16 protein-coding genes are annotated in these 16,837 nt (G+C 61.6%); 6 read left to right on the top strand and 10 right to left on the bottom strand.

Annotated features, from left to right (window positions below; translation table 11 throughout):
- Positions 1–112 precede the first annotated feature (112 nt).
- Positions 113–889 (top strand): ABC transporter substrate-binding protein, encoded by a 777-nt coding sequence (locus tag HX812_RS07405; RefSeq protein WP_038851449.1) that lies wholly within the window; start codon positions 113–115, stop codon positions 887–889.
- A gap of 141 nt (positions 890–1,030) precedes the next feature.
- On the opposite strand, the gene HX812_RS07400 is transcribed toward HX812_RS07405, so the two are convergent.
- From HX812_RS07400 to HX812_RS07380, 5 genes are all read right to left on the bottom strand, one after another.
- Positions 1,031–1,657, bottom strand: a complete 627-nt coding sequence (locus HX812_RS07400; protein WP_016978348.1) for a transcriptional regulator — start codon at positions 1,655–1,657, stop codon at positions 1,031–1,033.
- Entirely contained in the window at positions 1,657–2,790 is a 1,134-nt protein-coding gene (locus HX812_RS07395) for an FAD-binding oxidoreductase (RefSeq protein ID WP_038844219.1), read from the bottom strand. Before HX812_RS07395 ends, HX812_RS07400 begins: the two co-directional genes overlap by 1 nt.
- The gene (locus HX812_RS07390; protein ID WP_038844217.1) at positions 2,787–3,731 is read right to left on the bottom strand and encodes an ornithine cyclodeaminase family protein; all 945 of its coding nucleotides are present in this window, start codon (positions 3,729–3,731) and stop codon (positions 2,787–2,789) included. The genes HX812_RS07395 and HX812_RS07390 overlap by 4 nt, the downstream gene beginning before the upstream one ends.
- Before the next feature lie 84 nt (positions 3,732–3,815).
- The gene (locus HX812_RS07385) at positions 3,816–4,079 is read right to left on the bottom strand and encodes a hypothetical protein (protein ID WP_218174485.1); all 264 of its coding nucleotides are present in this window, start codon (positions 4,077–4,079) and stop codon (positions 3,816–3,818) included.
- Between the two features lie 133 nt (positions 4,080–4,212).
- On the bottom strand, positions 4,213–5,154 hold the full coding sequence (locus HX812_RS07380; RefSeq protein ID WP_038844215.1) for a LysR family transcriptional regulator: 942 nt from the start codon (positions 5,152–5,154) through the stop codon (positions 4,213–4,215).
- A 109-nt stretch (positions 5,155–5,263) separates the two neighbouring features.
- Here HX812_RS07380 and HX812_RS07375 point away from each other — a divergent pair, with 109 nt between their 5' ends.
- Complete coding sequence (locus tag HX812_RS07375; protein ID WP_038844213.1) at positions 5,264–6,763, top strand: CoA-acylating methylmalonate-semialdehyde dehydrogenase; 1,500 nt, start codon at positions 5,264–5,266, stop codon at positions 6,761–6,763.
- A gap of 246 nt (positions 6,764–7,009) precedes the next feature.
- Positions 7,010–7,330 (top strand): hypothetical protein, encoded by a 321-nt coding sequence (locus HX812_RS07370; protein WP_050572397.1) that lies wholly within the window; start codon positions 7,010–7,012, stop codon positions 7,328–7,330.
- 24 nt (positions 7,331–7,354) lie between these two features.
- On the opposite strand, the gene HX812_RS07365 is transcribed toward HX812_RS07370, so the two are convergent.
- Complete coding sequence (locus tag HX812_RS07365) at positions 7,355–8,770, bottom strand: MFS transporter (RefSeq protein ID WP_038844212.1); 1,416 nt, start codon at positions 8,768–8,770, stop codon at positions 7,355–7,357.
- 88 nt (positions 8,771–8,858) lie between these two features.
- Here HX812_RS07365 and soxR point away from each other — a divergent pair, with 88 nt between their 5' ends.
- Positions 8,859–9,311: a redox-sensitive transcriptional activator SoxR gene (gene soxR, locus HX812_RS07360; protein ID WP_038844210.1), complete on the top strand. Its 453-nt coding sequence runs from the start codon at positions 8,859–8,861 to the stop codon at positions 9,309–9,311.
- 5 nt (positions 9,312–9,316) lie between these two features.
- Here soxR and HX812_RS07355 read toward each other — a convergent pair whose 3' ends face one another.
- The 4 genes from HX812_RS07355 to xylA form a co-directional block, all read right to left on the bottom strand.
- Entirely contained in the window at positions 9,317–10,453 is a 1,137-nt protein-coding gene (locus HX812_RS07355) for a sugar ABC transporter permease (RefSeq protein WP_038844208.1), read from the bottom strand.
- Complete coding sequence (gene xylG, locus HX812_RS07350) at positions 10,454–12,001, bottom strand: D-xylose ABC transporter ATP-binding protein (protein WP_177128290.1); 1,548 nt, start codon at positions 11,999–12,001, stop codon at positions 10,454–10,456.
- 5 nt (positions 12,002–12,006) lie between these two features.
- Positions 12,007–13,008, bottom strand: a complete 1,002-nt coding sequence (gene xylF, locus HX812_RS07345; RefSeq protein WP_038844204.1) for a D-xylose ABC transporter substrate-binding protein — start codon at positions 13,006–13,008, stop codon at positions 12,007–12,009.
- Between the two features lie 101 nt (positions 13,009–13,109).
- Positions 13,110–14,426: a xylose isomerase gene (gene xylA, locus HX812_RS07340; protein ID WP_038844202.1), complete on the bottom strand. Its 1,317-nt coding sequence runs from the start codon at positions 14,424–14,426 to the stop codon at positions 13,110–13,112.
- A 139-nt stretch (positions 14,427–14,565) separates the two neighbouring features.
- On the opposite strand from xylA, the gene HX812_RS07335 reads away from it, so the two are divergent.
- Both HX812_RS07335 and HX812_RS07330 read left to right on the top strand, forming a co-directional pair.
- Complete coding sequence (locus tag HX812_RS07335; protein WP_038844200.1) at positions 14,566–15,738, top strand: XylR family transcriptional regulator; 1,173 nt, start codon at positions 14,566–14,568, stop codon at positions 15,736–15,738.
- An 88-nt stretch (positions 15,739–15,826) separates the two neighbouring features.
- Positions 15,827–16,804 carry a sugar-binding transcriptional regulator gene (locus HX812_RS07330; protein WP_033903113.1) on the top strand — a complete coding sequence of 326 codons (978 nt, stop codon included), beginning with the start codon at positions 15,827–15,829 and terminating at the stop codon, positions 16,802–16,804.
- The last annotated feature ends 33 nt before the right edge of the window (positions 16,805–16,837 follow it).

The following is a 16,837-nucleotide window of genomic DNA, read 5'->3' as shown; positions in this document are numbered from 1 at the left end:
GATTGACGATCAAGACGTAAAAGTCCAATATGGAATTATAAGTACAAAATCACCGCTTCCCTCTCTTTCTTCAGGCTTGCCAAAACCAACAACAACTTGCGAGAACATCCTCATGAAGAAACGCGCCCTCATTACCGCCCTGGCCTTTGGCCTGCTTGCGTCCAGCCACTTGGTGGCCGCCGAGAAAACCCTGCGCATCGGCATCGAGGCGGCTTACCCGCCATTTGCGTCCAAGACACAAGAGGGCAAGATCGTCGGCTTCGACTACGACATCGGCAATGCGCTGTGCGCGCAGATGAAGGTCAAGTGTGTGTGGGTCGAAGGTGAGTTCGACGGTCTGATTCCTTCCCTCAAAGTGAAGAAAATCGACATGGCCCTGTCGTCCATGACCATCAACGAAGACCGCAAGAAATCGGTGGATTTCACCCACAAGTACTACTTCACCTCATCGCGTTTGGTGATGAAGGACGGCGCCGTGGTGGATGACCAATACGCCAGCCTCAAGGGCAAGACCATCGGCGTGCAGCGCGCCACCACCACCGACCGGTATGCCACCGAGGTGTTCGAACCCAAGGGCATCAACGTCAAGCGCTACAGCAACAACGAAGAGATCTACATGGACCTGGCGGCCGGCCGCCTGGATGCGATCTTTGCCGACACTATTCCCCTGAACGACTTCCTGCAGATGCCCCGCGGCGAGGGCTATGCGTTTGTCGGCCCGGAACTCAAGGACCCGAAATACGTGGGGGAGGGCGCCGGGATTGCGGTGCGCAAGGGCAATACGGCGTTGGTGGGCGAGTTGAATGCGGCCATCGATGGCATTCGCGCCAGTGGTGAGTATCAGAAGATTTCGCAGCAGTACTTCAAGTCCGACATCTACGGCGACTAGCGCTGTCGCACAGCCTATTCGCACCCTTGTGGTGAGCGGGCTTGCCCCGCGTTGGGTTGCGAAGCGACCCTAAAATGGGCCTGCTACGCAGTCCAACGCGGGGCAAGCCCGCTCGCCACAAAATGCAGTCGCCCGCACACATTAGCCCTTCAGTTCCTTCAAATGCTTGTAGACCGTCGCCCGCCCCATGCCCAACACGTTGGCCACATAGTTCGACGCGCTCTTGCCCTTGAACGCCCCTTCGGCATGCAGCGCCAGCACCAGCTCGCGCTTGTGGTCACGGGTCAGCAGGTTCAGGCTCAACTGACGCTCGCGCATCCACGCGTGCAGGAAGGTATTGATGCGCTCCTGCCAGTCATCGCGAAACAGCGAGTCCGGTTGCGGGATCAGCTTGCTCGGAGACAGGAACAGGTCCAGCGCCGCCTTGGCGTTTTCGAACAATGAAATATTCAGGTTGATGCACAGCACCGCCAGGCGACGACCTTTGTGGTCATGCAGCACGGTGCTCAGGCTGCGGATTTTCTGGCCGTCCCAGTTGAGCTTTTCGTACGGGCCGATGTTCACTTCGCTGACGTCAGCGTCGAGCATGTCCTCCAGCGCCGAGTCATCGCCGATGCTGCGCTTGGACAGGTTGTTGGCGATGTAATCGACTTTTTGCGAGCGCAGGTCGTGCAGCACCGCTTCGGCGTGGGGGAAGAACAGTGTGGCGATGGCGTCGGCCATCGCACGGAAGTTCTGCATGACCTTGTCTTGTTCAGCGGTGTTCATCAATGGGGCTCCAGGCGGGCAGGGGAGAGCATACCAGCGTCGAGGCCGAACCGCGTCAGTGCCTCCGGCAGCGGCGCGCCACGCACCAAGGCCGCGCTGGCCTGGCCCATGGCCGGCGAGGTCTGGATGCCGTAGCCGCCTTGTGCTGCCACCCAGAAAAACCCCGCTACCTGCGGGTCAAACCCCGAGAGCAAATCACCGTCGTGTACAAAACTGCGCAGGCCGGCCCAAGTGCGGGTCGGGCGGCGGATGGTCAGGGTGGTGGCTTCTTCGATCTGGTAGATGCCCATGGCGATGTCCAGTTCTTCGGGCTGGATATCCTGGGGTTCGACCGGGTCGGCGTTGGCCGGTGAGCCGAGGAACATGCCGGCGTCGGGCTTCATATAGAAGGATTCGTCCAGCGCCACCAGCATTGGCCAATGGTGGCTGTCGACGCCTTCGGGGCCGGCGAAGATGAACGCCGAGCGCCGCTTGGGCTGCAAGCCGATGGACGCGGCGCCGGCGAGCCCGCCGATGTGGTCGGCCCAGGCGCCGGCGGCGTTGATGATAACGGGTGCGGTGCAGGTTGAATCCTGGGTTTGCACGTGCCAGATGCCGTCATCATCGCGGCTCAAGCCGAGCACATGACTGTCGGTGCGCACTTCGCCGCCGTTGCGACGGATGCCACGCAGGTAGCCCTGATGCAGGGCGTCGGTGTCGATGTCGCTGGCGGTGGGGTCATACAGCGCACCGTGGACTTTTTCGCGGCGCAAGATCGGCAACTTCCCACAGGCTTCGTCGGCGCTGAGCAATTGCACCTGCGCCACAGTGGCCTTGGCGCTCAGGTACTGGGCGTTCAGCTCGGCCGCATCGCCGATGAAATCCACCGTCAACTCGCCGCGTGGCGTCAGCAGTGGGTGTTCGCAGAAACCGCTGGGCGGGTGGTCGAAAAACTCACGACTGGCCAGGGTCAGCGCACGCACCTGCGGGGTGCCATACGCGGCGGTATACAGCGCCGCTGAACGCCCGGTGGAGTGATAGGCCGGGTGGCTTTCGCGCTCCAGCACCAACACCTTGCCGTGCTGCGACAACCAGAAACCCGTGGACGCGCCGGCAATGCCGCCGCCGATGATGATGAAGTCTGCAGGGTTCATAGCTGTCTCCAGAGGGCATTGGCCAGGGCGATGTCTTCCAGGCCCAGGCCGATGGAGCGGAAGAACACGTGGCGGTCGTAGGTCGGGCGCTGTACCTGTTCGCTGAGTAACTCGGGTAGGTCACCGGCCACGGTGCGCGGGTCCCAACCGTGCTGTTCGGCGGCGATCAGCATTTCACCGGCCGCGCCAGGGGTGGTGCGGCGATAGTCGCAGAATACCTGCATCGTGTTGAGGCTGTGTGGCGGCACTTCATGGGCGCGCGGGGCGTTGGTGCTGATCGAGGTGATCAGCGCCGGTTTGCTCAAGTGCGTCGGGTCGAGCACCGGCCCGGCTGACGACGTGCACAGTAGGATCACGTCGGCGCCTTCCACTGCCGCCTCGCAACTGTTGGCGATGACCACACGTGGGTCCAGGTCCTTGAGCTGCGCGATGGCCTCGGCGGATGCATTGGCCAGGCTGGGCGAATACACGTTGATGCTCTGCCAATCCCTGAAACCTTTCACATACTGCAGGTGCGCCTGGGCCACCTTGCCACTGCCGATGATCGCCAGGCGTCGCGCGGATAACGGCGCCAATGCGTCCACTGCCAGGGCCGTGGTCGCGGCCGTGCGTGCCGTGGTCAGTTCGGCTGCATCGCATAGCAACAGGGGCTGGCCGGTCTGCATCGACATCAGCAAGGTCCATGCCGTCACCAGAGGGCCTTGCTCACGCACGATATAGGGCGAGGTCTTGACCCCGTACACCCCATCTTCGGCCAATACACCCAGGTAGTTGATGAAGTCGCCTGCGGCTTGCGGGAACTCCACCCGTTGCTGCGCTGGCTGCACCGCTTGCTCGTTCGCCAGGTCGCGGAACAGCTTGCGCAGGATCTGCGGTACATCGATCTGGCTGAGCAGCTCGCGGGCCTGGGCGTGATGGATCACATGAGGTGTGCTGGACATCGGTGTCTCCGCATATAAACTAATTTGTCCATTATGGACTTTTAGTTCTGCTGAGCAATATCCTTCGAGAAAAAAGCTGGCGCCTCACTTGCCCAGGTTCTGATTCATCAGATTACCCAGTACCGGCCCTTGGCTTGCTGTTTGCCACGCATGGAAATTCTCGCAGCCTTCCACGTTTGCCTCCGCAATGTTGCTGCGCGGGTCGCAGATCATCGACCAGCGTTGCTGTAACGACGGGTACTTGATGAAGTCAGCCCGTGTGGGCGGTTGGCAGCCGAGCAGGGCAATGGCGGACATCACCGCAGCGGTGGTTTGAAAGGCGGTGGAGGGGACGATGTTCCAGTTCATGATGATCAACACTCCCCACGGGGGAGCCCTTGAGATGACGCTGCCACGGCCTGGAGTGTTGTGGCCGCAAGAGAATGCTACGGCCCAATTGGTTCCTCAAAAAGATCCACTTAGTGCTATTTTGGTCGGGCCATTAATGGGCTGTGTATCGAAACCCGCCGGACAGTTTGCCCTTCAAATAACTGACCAACACACTCACCGCCTTCGGCACATGCGGCGAATACGGTCGGATCAGGTAGATCTCATCGGCAAACGCGCCCTTGAGTGTCCAGCCCTTGAGCACCTGCACCAGCTTGCCGCTGGATAGCGCGGCATGGGCGCTGAAGTCCGGAAGCAGGGCGATGCCCAGATGATTGAGCGCCGAGTCACGCAGGGCTTCGCTGTTGTTGGTGGCGAAGCTGCCGGCGATGGGCACGGTGAGGCGTTCGACGTTTTTTGTGCCGCGCTCGAAGGTCCAGGCGGGCTGGTCGGTGCCGCGTGGGTAGAACAGGCAGTTGTGCGCGGACAAGTCGCCAGGTTCGCGCGGCTCGCCGTGGCGTTGCAGGTAATCCTGGGTGGCGACCAGTACCGAGCCGGTGTCACACAGCTTCCAGGCCACATGGGTTTCCGGCACCTGGAAGCCGTGGCGTACAGCCAGGTCGTAGCCTTCGGCGGCCAGTGAACTCAGGGCGTCCGATACGTCCAGTTGGATACGCACTTGTGGGTACTGCTGCAAAAATTCCGACAGATGCGGCACCAGTTGCTGACGGGCAAACGCGACAGGCGCTGTCAGCCGCACCAGCCCGCGAATCTCCCCGACCGAATCGCGCACCGACGAAAAACTGCGGGCGATCTGTTCATAAGCGCTGCGCACTTCACGGGTCAACGACAGCCCCGCATCGGTCAGCCGCACACTGCGCGTGGTGCGCGTCACCAGGCGCGTGCCGGTGGCCTTTTCCAGGTCGGAAATACGCTGGCTCACGGCGGACTTGCTCACGCCCAGGCGTGCGGCGGCGGCGGTGTAGGTGCCTTGTTCTTCCAGCACTGACAGCCAGTGGATGTGAGTCCAAAGCCCTTCGATTTCAGCCTTTTCCATGAGTAGATTGTTCGCGTATGTGGACAATAAGTTCTGGATTCTGCTCTGGTTTGGAACAAAGCGAAAGTCTATCGTGATCCCCAACGCTACCCACCTGGGATCTACTGCCATGACAACGACAATCGAGCATTACATCAACGACCAACGCGTGTCCCGCGATGATCGCTATCAGGACGTCTTCAACCCCGCCACCGGCGAAAAGACCGGCCGCGTCGCCCTGGCCAGCCGCCAGACCGTGTCCGAAGCCGTTGCCGCCGCCCAAGCCGCGTTTGCCGGTTGGGCGGATACCCCGCCGATCCGCCGCGCCCGCGTGCTGTTCGAATACCTGCACCTGCTGCGCGAACGCAAGGACGACCTGGCGCGCATTATCGTCGCTGAGCACGGCAAGGTTTTCACCGACGCGCAGGGCGAAGTCGACCGGGGCATCGACATTCTCGAGTTCGCCTGTGGCATTCCCAACCTGCTCAAGGGTGAGCATTCCGACCAGGTTTCCCGTGGCATGGACAACTGGACAATGCGCCAGCCCTTGGGCGTTGTGGCCGGTGTCACGCCATTCAACTTCCCGGTGATGGTGCCGATGTGGATGTACCCGATCGCCATCGCGGCGGGCAACACCTTCATCCTCAAGCCAAGCCCGACCGACCCAAGCGCCTCGCTGTTCATGGCCGAACTACTGCGTGAAGCCGGCCTGCCCAAAGGCGTGTTCAACGTGGTGCAGGGCGACAAGGAGTCGGTGGATGCGCTGATCGAACACCCGGACGTCAAGGCCGTGAGCTTTGTCGGCTCCACGCCGATTGCCCAGTACATCTACGAAACCGGCGCCCGCAACGGCAAGCGCGTGCAAGGCCTGGGCGGCGCAAAAAACCACATGGTGGTGATGCCCGACGCCGATATCGAAAAAACCGTCGACGCCCTGATGGGCGCCGCCTACGGCAGTGCTGGCGAGCGCTGCATGGCGATTTCCGTTGCCGTGCTGGTAGGCGATGTGGGCGATAAAGTCATCGCCGCCCTGACCGAACGCGCCAAGCAACTGCGCATCACCGACGGCCGTGATTTGAAAGCCGAGATGGGCCCGATTGTGTCCCGCGCAGCGTTGGAGCGTATCAGCGGCTACATCGAGCAAGGCGTACAGGCCGGTGCGCAATTGCTGCTGGATGGGCGTGACTACGTGCCCACTGAAGCGGGCCTGGAAAACGGCTTCTGGCTGGGCGCGACGCTGTTCGACCATGTGACCCAAGAAATGAGCATCTACCGCGAAGAAATCTTCGGCCCGGTGCTGGCCTGTGTGCGTGTGAATGACTTTGCCGAGGCGATCAAGCTGGTCAACGATCACGAGTTCGGTAACGGCGTGAGCTGCTTCACCCGCGACGGCAACATCGCCCGTGAATTTGCGCGACGTATTGAGGTGGGCATGGTCGGCATCAACGTGCCAATCCCGGTGCCGATGGCCTGGCATGGCTTCGGTGGCTGGAAGAAGAGCCTGTTTGGCGACATGCACGCGTATGGCACCGAAGGCGTGCGCTTCTACACCAAGCAGAAGTCGATCATGCAGCGCTGGTCGGAGAGCATCGAGCAAGGTGCCGAATTCGCCATGCCAGTCTCCAAATAACTCAAGCCAGTACGCGGTCAACTGTGGGAGCGGGCTTGCCCGCGATAGCGGAGTGTCAGTCAACCTTTTGGGTTCTGATACACCGCAATCGCAGGCGAGCCAGCTCCCACATTGGCGTCAGGAACAGGCACACGTCTTGACTTCGCTTGCTCTACTTAGAGGAACTTGGCACGCTCACCCAGCGAGCGAACACAGTCAAGTCAATCAATAGGGAAATGCTCGGTTGAGAACGCTTTGAAAACAATCATGGGTGTCGCCTTGTTGGCCACGTTGCTGGCGGGCTGTGCGCCGTCTCACTCGGCATGGACGGGCGTCAGGAACGCGTTTGTCGGCACACGCTTCGATGCCCACCTCTATGACGATTGCAGCCGTGGCTGTGGCGATTCCTATTGGTCCCCGGTCAACAAGAAAAAGGTCTATGACCAGGTTGTGAAGGAGGGCGACAGCCAGCGCTACTTCGTGACCTGGATCCGCGACTGTCGATACTCCGTGCTCGTCTCGGGCGAAGGTATTATCCAGTCGTGGCGCTATGAGAATGAAGACCGTAGCAGCTGTTACATTTTTTAGTCGGCTGTCAAGCATCAGCGGCCGCTAACCGATCGGTTGAACGACCCGCCTGGCAATCAGAATACCCATCACCGGCGCCAGCGCAAACACCCCGAACAACCACACCGCAGCGCTTGCTGTGCCTTCAATGCCGCCGGGTTCAGTCAGGCCCGCGATGTTCGCTACCATGCCCGCCAGTGCTGCGCCAAACGCGGTGGCGAACAGTTGCACCGTGGTAATCGACGCAGAGGCCAGGTCCTGTTCGCCGTCGGGTGCGACCTGGAATACCCGGGTCAACAAGTGCGGCCAGGCCAGGCCCACCCCCAGGCCGATCAGGGTAAGGGCCAGGCAAATCGGCGTAAGCGTCTGCGCACCGCCATTGCTTTCGTGAGGCATTAAAAGAGCCAGCGCCAGCATGCCGACAACACCCAGGATCGGCCCGGCCAGGATCGCGCGACGAATATTCGCGCCTGTCATTCCCGCGCTGGCGATTGACCCCAGCGTCCAGCCGGCCGCCATCAGTGCTGCCAGATAACCGGCCACCAGCGGTGACTGGTGGTGCAGGACTTGAAGAAACAGCGGTACAAAGATTTCGCCACTGGTCACAGCGACCGCCAACAACGACATCGTGGCGTACAGCGCGCCAAGCGCGGTGGTGAGTTGAAAGGCTCCAGCGGGCAGCAGTCGATGGCGGGCTCGGCTTTCTGTGAAGATCAGCAGCGCCGTGAACATTGCTGCCGCTGCGAGCCCCAACAGGTTCAGGGGCAGGGTGGAAGAGACACTGCCGGCCGACACCGCCAGTACCGCTGCCGTCAGCAGCCACAACTGAGTGAGCGGCAACGGTGTGGGTTCAACGCTCTCTGTGCTGCGCCTAGGCAGTACGGTCGCGGCCAGCACGGCGAACAACCCGGCCACCGGAATCAACGACCAGAACGCCGCCCGCCAGATGCCCAGTTCGGCAAACACGCCGCCCACTGCTGGCCCGACCAGCGTCGCAACGCCCCACATCCCCGAGACCAACGCCATTGCGCGTGGCCACAAGGGTTCGTCGAATACCAGGCGAATCATCGCGTAGGACAGCGCAAACAGGAACCCTCCGCCCAGGCCCTGTACCAGCCGTCCGACCAGCATCACCGGCATGGAAGGCGCAAACGCGCACGCTAAGGCTCCGCCAGCGAACACCAGGCTGGCAACCAGATAAGCACCACGCGGCCCCAGGCGGCCAAGCAAACGCGCGGACAACGCTGAACCGAGGATCGAGGCGGCGACAAACAGCGTGGTATTCCATGCGTAGTAGTCGATGCCGCCGATATCCTTGACCACTGACGGCAGAATCGTGGTGGCGATGTAGACGTTGATCGCATGCAGCACTACGCCGCCTGCCAGGGCCAGTGACCGTACGCCATTTGCACCGGACAGCAAGGCGGCCCAGTTGGAGGGGGAGGGTTGCGTTGTGTTCATGGAGACTCCATGTCAAAGGAATGAAGGCTTGCCAGGGCAGGCCGACACTCTTTATAAGACCTCATGTATAGATGAGGTCAAGCCGCCGATGGAACCGAAAATCGATGTGCACATCCCCCTCGGGGTAGGCGAGTTGGCGCGGCGTAGCGGGGTGACCGTGGCGACTGTGCATTTTTACGAAGCCAAGGGTTTGATTCATGGCCAACGCAGCCCAGGTAATCAGCGGCGCTACCACCGTGATGTCCTGCGCCGCATTGCGGTGATCAAGGTGGCGCAGCGCGCGGGGATTCCATTGGCAACCATCAAGGCTGCACTGGAGGAACTGCCGTCGGGGCGACCGCTGACGGCCAAGGACTGGACGCGGCTTTCCACGCGTTGGCGAGACATGTTGAATGAGCGAATCAACAGCCTCACGCAACTGCGCGACCAACTCGACGGGTGCATTGGCTGCGGGTGCCTGTCCCTGGATGACTGCCCGCTGCGCAATCCGGGAGATCGGTTGGGGCAGGTCGGGGAAGGGGCGGTGTTGCTGGGCAAGTGAGGCAGTCAGCGTCTGCCCGTGCGCGTACTCACATCCACCCAAACCGCCAGCACCAGGATGCTGCCTTTCACAATCATCTGCCAGTAACTGTCCACATCCAGCATCGACATCCCATTGTCCAGACTGGTGATCACCAACGCCCCGAGCAACGCGCCATACACCGTGCCCGAGCCGCCACGCATGGAGGTGCCGCCAATAAAACACGCAGCGATGGCGTCCAGCTCACCCATGCTCCCCGCCGACGGCGAGCCGGCCGCCAGACGAGCCGTGTTGACCAAACCGGCGAGTGCACACATCACGCCCATGATGCCGAAGATCCACAACTTCACCGCCTGCACATTGATGCCCGACAGGCGCGTGGCTTCCATATTGCTGCCCACCGCGTACACGCGACGTCCAAATACGGTCTGGCTGGTGACGTAGCTGAACACGCCCAATAACACCAACAGCAGCAAGACGGGGACGGGAATCCCATCGTAGCTGTTGAGGGTCGTGACGAACCCGGCCAGCACGGCACCGATCACCGCCACGCGCACCAGATCACGCACCCGGGAATGCGCCGCCAGACCATGCAACGCCCGGTTGCGCCGCTGTTTCCAGGTCAAAAAAACCGTCAGCGCAAACAACAGCACGCCCAGCCCGATACCCACCGAATGCGGCAAATACCCCTGGCCCACATACACCAACGATGGCGACACCGGCGCAATGGTGGTGCCGCCGGTAATCCCCAGCAGAATCCCGCGAAACGCCAGCATTCCACCCAGGCCGACAATAAACGACGGAATGCGCAGATAGGCCGTCATGTAGCCGTTGGCCAGCCCGATCATCAACCCGCACAGCGCCACCAGACTCAGGTTGGCGAGCAATGGAATGTGATACACGACATCCAGGATTGCCGCCAACCCGCCAAGCAAGCCGAGCAATGACCCCACCGACAAGTCGATCTCGCCGCTGATGATCACCAGCACCATGCCGCACGCCAGAATCCCGGTGATCGACATTTGCCGCAGCAGGTTGGACAGGTTGCGCGGCGTGAGAAACCCACCCTCGGTCTGCCAGCTGAAAAACACCCAGATCACCGCCACGGCGATGACCAGGGCGAGCATTTTGTAGCGGGTGAAAAGGTGTTTGACCTGATTCATCTACGCGGTCTTCCGATCATTATTGTTGTGTTGGCTGAGCGCGGCGGCGAGCACCTGTTCCTGGGTGAGCCCCTGGTTGATAAAGTCACCGCGCAACTGGCCATCGCCGATCACCAGCACGCGGTCGGACACGCCGAGCACTTCGGCCAGCTCCGAGGAGACCATGATGATCGCCACACCTTCGGCCGCCAGCGCGCCCATCAGCTTGTAGATCTCGTATTTGGCGCCCACGTCGACGCCGCGTGTGGGTTCGTCGAGGATCAGCACCTTGGGTTTGGCCATCAGCATTTTCGCCAGCACGGCTTTTTGCTGGTTGCCGCCGGACAGGCTGGTGATCGGCAGGAACGGGCTGGCGGTCTTGAGGTGCATGCGCGCGATCTGCTGGTCGATGCTGCCCAGTTCGGCCTCGGCATCGATGCGGGTCATGTGGGCGTAAGTGTCGAGCACCGCCAGGGTGATGTTCTGGCCCACGCCGAGGTCGGGGATGATGCCCTGGCGCTTGCGATCCTCGGGCACCATGCACAGCCCGGCGCGGATCGACTTGAGCGGTGTGCGCGTGTCGATCACCTGGCCGTCCAGCCACACTTCGCAGCTGTAGCGGCCGGGGTAGGCGCCGAACAGCGCCGACACCAGTTCCGTACGCCCGGCGCCGACCAGCCCGGCAATGCCGAGGATTTCCCCGCGCTTGAGCACAAAGGACACATCGTCCACGCGCTTGCGCTTGGGGTTGTCCACGTCATAACAGGTGACGTTGCGCGCTTCGAACATCACCTCGCCGACCGCATGGGGTTCGGTGGGGTAGAGGTTGCTCATTTCGCGGCCGACCATCTGGGTGATGATCTTTGCGATGTCCATGTCGGCCATGGCGGTGGTCGCGATGTGCTTGCCGTCGCGGATCACCGCAATGGTGTCGCACACTGCCGCCACTTCATCGAGCTTGTGCGAGATGTACACGCAGGCCACGCCCTTGGCCTTGAGGCCACGGATGATGTCCAGCAGCACTTCGATTTCCGAGCGGGTCAGGGCCGAGGAGGGCTCGTCGAGAATCAGCAGCCGCGCCTGCTTGTTCAGGGCCTTGGCGATTTCCACCAGTTGTTGGTAGCCGCCGCCATACTGCGATACCGGCAGCGCCACGTTCATGTCCGGCACCATGAGTTCACGCATCAGCGCTTCGGCGCGGTGGAACATGGCCGGGTAGTTCATGCGCCCGCCGGGCAAGGTCAGTTCGTGACCCATGAAGATGTTTTCAGCCACCGACAGGTCGGGCACCAGGGTCAGTTCCTGGTGGATGATTACGATGCCGGCGGCCTCGGTTTCGCTGATGGAGTGGGCCTTGAGTGGCTGGCCGTCCCAGAGGATTTCGCCCTCCCAGGTGCCGTGGGGATAGACCGCCGACAGCACCTTCATCAAGGTGGACTTGCCCGCGCCGTTCTCGCCACACAGGCCGACGCATTCCCCCGGCCGCACCTGGATATCGATGCCGTTCAGCGCGTTGACACCGCCAAAGCGTTTGACGATGCCGTTCATTTGCAACAGGTAGTCGGCCATGACGGTCACTGCCCGGCAATCTGCTCTTTGGTATAGAACCCGTCCTTCTCCAACAGGTCGATGTTCGCCTTGGTCAATGGCGTCGGGGTCAGCAGGATGGTGTCGACCTTTTTACTGCCGTTGTCGTACTGCGAGCTGTAGGTGGGCTTCTCATTGCGCGCCAGTTGCACCGAGAGCTTGGCGGCTTCGGTGGCGATCAGTTTGAGCGGTTTGTACACGGTCATGGTCTGGGTGCCGTCGATCACACGTTTGATCGCGGCGAGGTCGGCGTCCTGTCCGGAAATCGGCACCTTGCCCGCCAGTTTCTGCGCGGCCAGGGCCTGGATCGCGCCGCCGGCAGTGGCGTCGTTGGAGGCGACGATGGCGTCGATCTTGTTGTTGTTCCGGGTCAGGGCGTTTTCGACGATGCTTAGCGCTTCGGTGGGGTTCCATTCCTTGACCCACTGCTGACCGACGATCTTGATGTCGCCTTTGTCGATGGAAGGTTGCAACACCTTCATCTGGCCTTCGCGCAGCACCTTGGCATTGTTGTCGGTGGGCGCGCCGCCGAGCAGGAAATAGTTGCCCTTGGGCGCCGCTTGCAACACGCCGCTGGCCTGCATCTCACCGACTTTTTCGTTATCGAAGGAGATGTAGGCGTCGATGTCCGCGTTCAGAATCAGGCGGTCGTAGGACACCACCTTGATCCCGGCCTTCTTGGCTTCGGCGACGGCGTTGGTGAGGACGGTGGCGTTGAACGGCACGATGACGATCACGTCGACGCCACGGGAGATCAGGTTTTCGATTTGGGAAATCTGCTTCTGCTCGTTGGCATCGGCCGATTGCACGAAGACCTTGGCGTCGAGTTTTTCTGCGGCGGCCACGAAGTAGTCACGGTCGCGGGACCAACGTTCCAGGCGCAGGTCGTCGATGGAAAAACCGATTTTCGGGTGCGCTGAGTCGGCCATGACGGGCAGGGCGAGCAGGGCCAGGGCAGTGGCGATGAGGGTGCGTTTGAATGACTTCATGGTGGTGCGTCCTTTTATTGTTTTTGGAAAGACACAGCGTGATGCGGGTAAGACTGTAGAGCGTCTCTCGACGCTCCGTGCAGAGATTTGTCGCGCAAATGTCACCGGTAGATAAAGCGATTCACAATGCCTTCCAGCATCTCCTGCCGACCACTCACCGCCTGCGGGTTCAACTCATGAGCGAAGGCATGCTCGGCCAGCGATTCCAGGCTGAATTCCCCCGCCAGCACCGCGTGGCCCAGCGGCTGTCGCCAGCCGGCATAACGCTGGTCCTTGAATTGCTGCAGCCGGTCGTTCTCGACCATTGCCGCCGCGCGCTCCAGTGCCAGGGCAAGCACATCCATGGCCGCCACATGACCGTGGAACAGGTCCACATCATCCAGGCTCTGGCGACGCACCTTGGAGTCGAAGTTATAGCCGCCATTCTTGAACCCGCCAGCTTTGAGGATTTCATAGGTGGCGAGCGTCATTTCCTCCACGCTGTTGGGGAACTGGTCGGTGTCCCAGCCGTTCTGCGGGTCGCCCCGGTTGGCGTCGATACTGCCGAAGATCCCCAGGGACACGGCGGTGGCAATCTCATGATGAAAGCTGTGCCCGGCCAGGGTCGCGTGGTTGGCCTCGATGTTCACCTTGATCTCCTGTTCCAGCCCGTACTCATGCAGGAAACCGAACACCGTGGCACTGTCGTAATCGTATTGGTGCTTGGTCGGCTCCTGGGGCTTGGGCTCGATCAGCAGGTCGCCCTTGAAGCCGATCTTGTGCTTGTGCTCCACCACCATGCGCATGAAACGCCCCAGCTGTTCGCGCTCGCGCTTGAGGTCGGTGTTGAGCAGGGTTTCATAGCCCTCGCGGCCACCCCACAGCACATAGTTGGAGCCTTTGAGGCGCAGGGTGGCGTTCATCGCGCTGAACACCTGGGCGGCGGCGTAGGCAAACACTTCCGGGTCCGGGTTGCTGGCGGCGCCGGCGGCAAAGCGTGGGTTGCTGAAGCAGTTGGCGGTGCCCCACAGCAGCTTGATCCCGGTCTGTTCCTGATGCCGCTCCAGATGATCGACCATCTGCGCGAAGTGGTGGCGGTACTCCTTGAGCGAGCTGCCTTCGGGGGCGACATCCGTGTCATGAAAGCTGTAGTAATCGATGCCCAGCTTGGAGAAAAACTCGAAGGCGGCGTCCGCCTTGCCGATGGCCAGTTCCATCGGGTCGCCACTGCGCTGCCACGGCCGCTTGAAGGTGCCCACTCCAAACATATCCGCCCCCGGCCAGACGAAGGTGTGCCAATAACAGGCGGCCATGCGCAGGTGTTCGCGCATGGGTTTGCCGAGGATGAGCTTGTTGGCGTCGTAGTGGCGGAAGGCGAGGGGAGCATCGCTGTGGGGGCCTTCGAAGCGAACCTTCTCGACACCGGGGAAGTACGGCATGGCGTTTTCCTTATTGTTCTTGGCGGTGGCTCGATACTAGCAACGGCGTTGGGCCTGCCGATTATGAAAATCATCAAGGGAGAGTGCGATTTTGCGTAGCAGGGGCTAGTCTGTTTCGACCGGTCCCAGGATAAAAACAATGAAAACCCTACCGCCCGTGCACCGCATTGCCTTGCTGTTCAACGGCAGCAAAATCTATGACCGTGGCATCATCGCCGGCATCGGCAATTACCTGAGCAGCACCCGCGCGTCCTGGGACTTGTTCCTCGAAGAGGACTTCCTGTGCCGCCTCAAAGGCATCGAACGCTGGCAGGGCGACGGCATCATTGCCGACTTCGACGACCCGCTGATTGGCGAGGCGCTGGCCGGGAGCAAGGTGCCGGTCGTGGCGGTGGGCGGTTCCTATGAGGATGTGCGGGCCTATCCCAAGGGCATTCCCTACGTGGCCACGGACAACTACGCCTTGATCAAGTTGGCCTATGAGCATTTGATCGAAGCCGGCCTGACGCAGTTTGCCTGTTTCAGCCTGCCCGAAGCCCAGGCCAATCGCTGGGCCCAGGAGCGTGAAAAGGCGTTCAAACGCTTGCTGCAACGCGATGGCTTGCCCGTGCAGATCTATCGTGGCCTCGGCACCAGCGCGCCGCTGTGGGACAGCGCCGTCGAACAACAGATTGCCTGGCTGCAAAGCCTGCCCAAACCCATCGGCATTATCGCCGTCACCGACGCTCGCGCCCGGCAATTGCTGCAAGCCTGTCTCACTGCCGGCATTGCTGTGCCGGAAGAAGTGGCGCTGATCGGCATCGACAACGACCCGCTGACCCGTACCCTCACGCGAGTGCCATTGAGTTCGGTGATCCAGGGCACCGAAACCATGGGCCGCACCGCCGCTGCGCTGTTGCATCAGATGTTGCACGGCAAGCCCTGCGCGGGCACGCAGGTGCTGGTGCCGCCGGATGCGATCAACGTGCAGGCGTCCAGCTTGCATCAACCTTTGGGCCATCCTTATGTGATGCAGGCGCTGCTGTTTATCCGCCAGTACGCCTGCCAGGGCATCAAGACCGCCCAGGTGGCGGCCTATGTTGGCGTGTCCCGTTCGTCCCTGGAGGCGCATTTTCGCAAGGTGCGCGGGTGCAGCGTGCATGACGAGATCCTGCGCTTCAAACTCGCCAGCGCCGCCAAGGGGCTGGAGGATGATCACCTGGCGATTGCCGATATCGCCCAGCAATGCGGCTTCAAGTCCGCGCAGTACCTGCACACGGTGTTCCGTCGCGAGTTCGGCTGCACGCCACGGGAATACCAGCAGAGCCATTAGAAACTTTGCAGGCTTGGCCCATTCGCCGCTGGACTTGCACCGCACAGACTAGGGAGAATGGTTTTTTGTGGCGTAAATGGAAGCTCCCATGACCGACAGTGCCCAGCGTGCCGCCAGCGACATCGACCTGATGACCGAAGTGGCCATGCTTTATTACCTCGACAACATCACCCAGGAAGCCATCGCCAAGCGCTTCGACCTGTCGCGGGTCAAGGTCAGCCGGCTGCTCAAGCGCGCCCGTGATGAAGGGGTGGTAGAGGTGCGGGTGTTGCAGCATCCGGCGTTGAACACGGAGCTGGAGCAGGCGCTGGTCGAGCGTTTCCAGCTGGACCGCGCGTTGATCGCGGTGGACCATGGCGACCCTGATACCCAGCGCTCGGCCGTGGCCAGCCTGGTCGCCAACTACCTGAACAAGACCCTCAGCGACGGCATGATCATCGCCGTCGGCATGGGCCGCAACGTCGGCGCGGTGGCCGAGAATGTGTTCCTGCCGGTGACGCGCAACTGCACGTTTGTGTGTGCGATTGGCGGCTCGCTCAAGGCTGGCGAATACATGAACCCCGACCATATCTGCCGACGCCTGGCCCTGCGTTTCGGCGCCGAGAGCGAAACCCTGTACGCCCCGGCCCTGGTGGCCAATCCGGAACTGCGCAGCGTGTTGATCAACAACGACACCGTGCGCTCCACCCTCGATCGCGCACGCCGCGCCGATATTGCCTTGATCGGCATCGGCGACATGAGCGAGAACAGCAACATGGTGCGCATGGGCTGGTTTTCACCCCAGGAAATCGCCCAGGCCCGTGTGTCCGGTACGGTGGGCGACATGATGGGCTACGACTTCATCGACATCCACGGCCAGCCGGCGGTCAACGCCATGCAGGGCAGGGTGATCGGCTTGACGGTGCAGGAGCTGGTGCGCATTCCCGATGTGGTGGCGATTGCCAGCGAGAACACCAAGGCAGCGGCCACCCTCGGCGCGTTGCGCTCCGGGGTGATCAACACCCTGGCGACGACCGTGTCGAATGCCTACACGATCCTTGCCCTGGATGATGCGACGCGCCGCTAACGACGACCACATTCTTGTGGTGGGCAGGGCTAT

Origin of the sequence: Pseudomonas sp. IPO3749 (assembly GCF_013386605.1) — a bacterium.
Lineage (GTDB): Bacteria > Pseudomonadota > Gammaproteobacteria > Pseudomonadales > Pseudomonadaceae > Aquipseudomonas > Aquipseudomonas azotoformans_A.
This window is presented reverse-complemented; position numbering and strand designations above follow the sequence as displayed.

Excerpts from the sequence above, each read along its gene's own strand:
- HX812_RS07385 (WP_218174485.1), bottom strand. The coding sequence starts at position 4,079 with ATGAACTGGAACATCGTCCCCTCCACCGCCTTTCAAACCACCGCTGCG.
- HX812_RS07405 (WP_038851449.1), top strand. The coding sequence starts at position 113 with ATGAAGAAACGCGCCCTCATTACCGCCCTGGCCTTTGGCCTGCTTGCG.
- HX812_RS07390 (WP_038844217.1), bottom strand. The coding sequence starts at position 3,731 with ATGTCCAGCACACCTCATGTGATCCATCACGCCCAGGCCCGCGAGCTG.
- HX812_RS07365 (WP_038844212.1), bottom strand. The coding sequence starts at position 8,770 with ATGAACACAACGCAACCCTCCCCCTCCAACTGGGCCGCCTTGCTGTCC.
- soxR (WP_038844210.1), top strand. The coding sequence starts at position 8,859 with ATGGAACCGAAAATCGATGTGCACATCCCCCTCGGGGTAGGCGAGTTG.
- HX812_RS07355 (WP_038844208.1), bottom strand. The coding sequence starts at position 10,453 with ATGAATCAGGTCAAACACCTTTTCACCCGCTACAAAATGCTCGCCCTG.
- HX812_RS07330 (WP_033903113.1), top strand. The coding sequence starts at position 15,827 with ATGACCGACAGTGCCCAGCGTGCCGCCAGCGACATCGACCTGATGACC.
- HX812_RS07335 (WP_038844200.1), top strand. The coding sequence starts at position 14,566 with ATGAAAACCCTACCGCCCGTGCACCGCATTGCCTTGCTGTTCAACGGC.
- xylF (WP_038844204.1), bottom strand. The coding sequence starts at position 13,008 with ATGAAGTCATTCAAACGCACCCTCATCGCCACTGCCCTGGCCCTGCTC.
- HX812_RS07380 (WP_038844215.1), bottom strand. The coding sequence starts at position 5,154 with ATGGAAAAGGCTGAAATCGAAGGGCTTTGGACTCACATCCACTGGCTG.
- HX812_RS07400 (WP_016978348.1), bottom strand. The coding sequence starts at position 1,657 with ATGAACACCGCTGAACAAGACAAGGTCATGCAGAACTTCCGTGCGATG.
- xylA (WP_038844202.1), bottom strand. The coding sequence starts at position 14,426 with ATGCCGTACTTCCCCGGTGTCGAGAAGGTTCGCTTCGAAGGCCCCCAC.
- HX812_RS07370 (WP_050572397.1), top strand. The coding sequence starts at position 7,010 with ATGGGTGTCGCCTTGTTGGCCACGTTGCTGGCGGGCTGTGCGCCGTCT.
- HX812_RS07375 (WP_038844213.1), top strand. The coding sequence starts at position 5,264 with ATGACAACGACAATCGAGCATTACATCAACGACCAACGCGTGTCCCGC.
- HX812_RS07395 (WP_038844219.1), bottom strand. The coding sequence starts at position 2,790 with ATGAACCCTGCAGACTTCATCATCATCGGCGGCGGCATTGCCGGCGCG.
- xylG (WP_177128290.1), bottom strand. The coding sequence starts at position 12,001 with ATGGCCGACTACCTGTTGCAAATGAACGGCATCGTCAAACGCTTTGGC.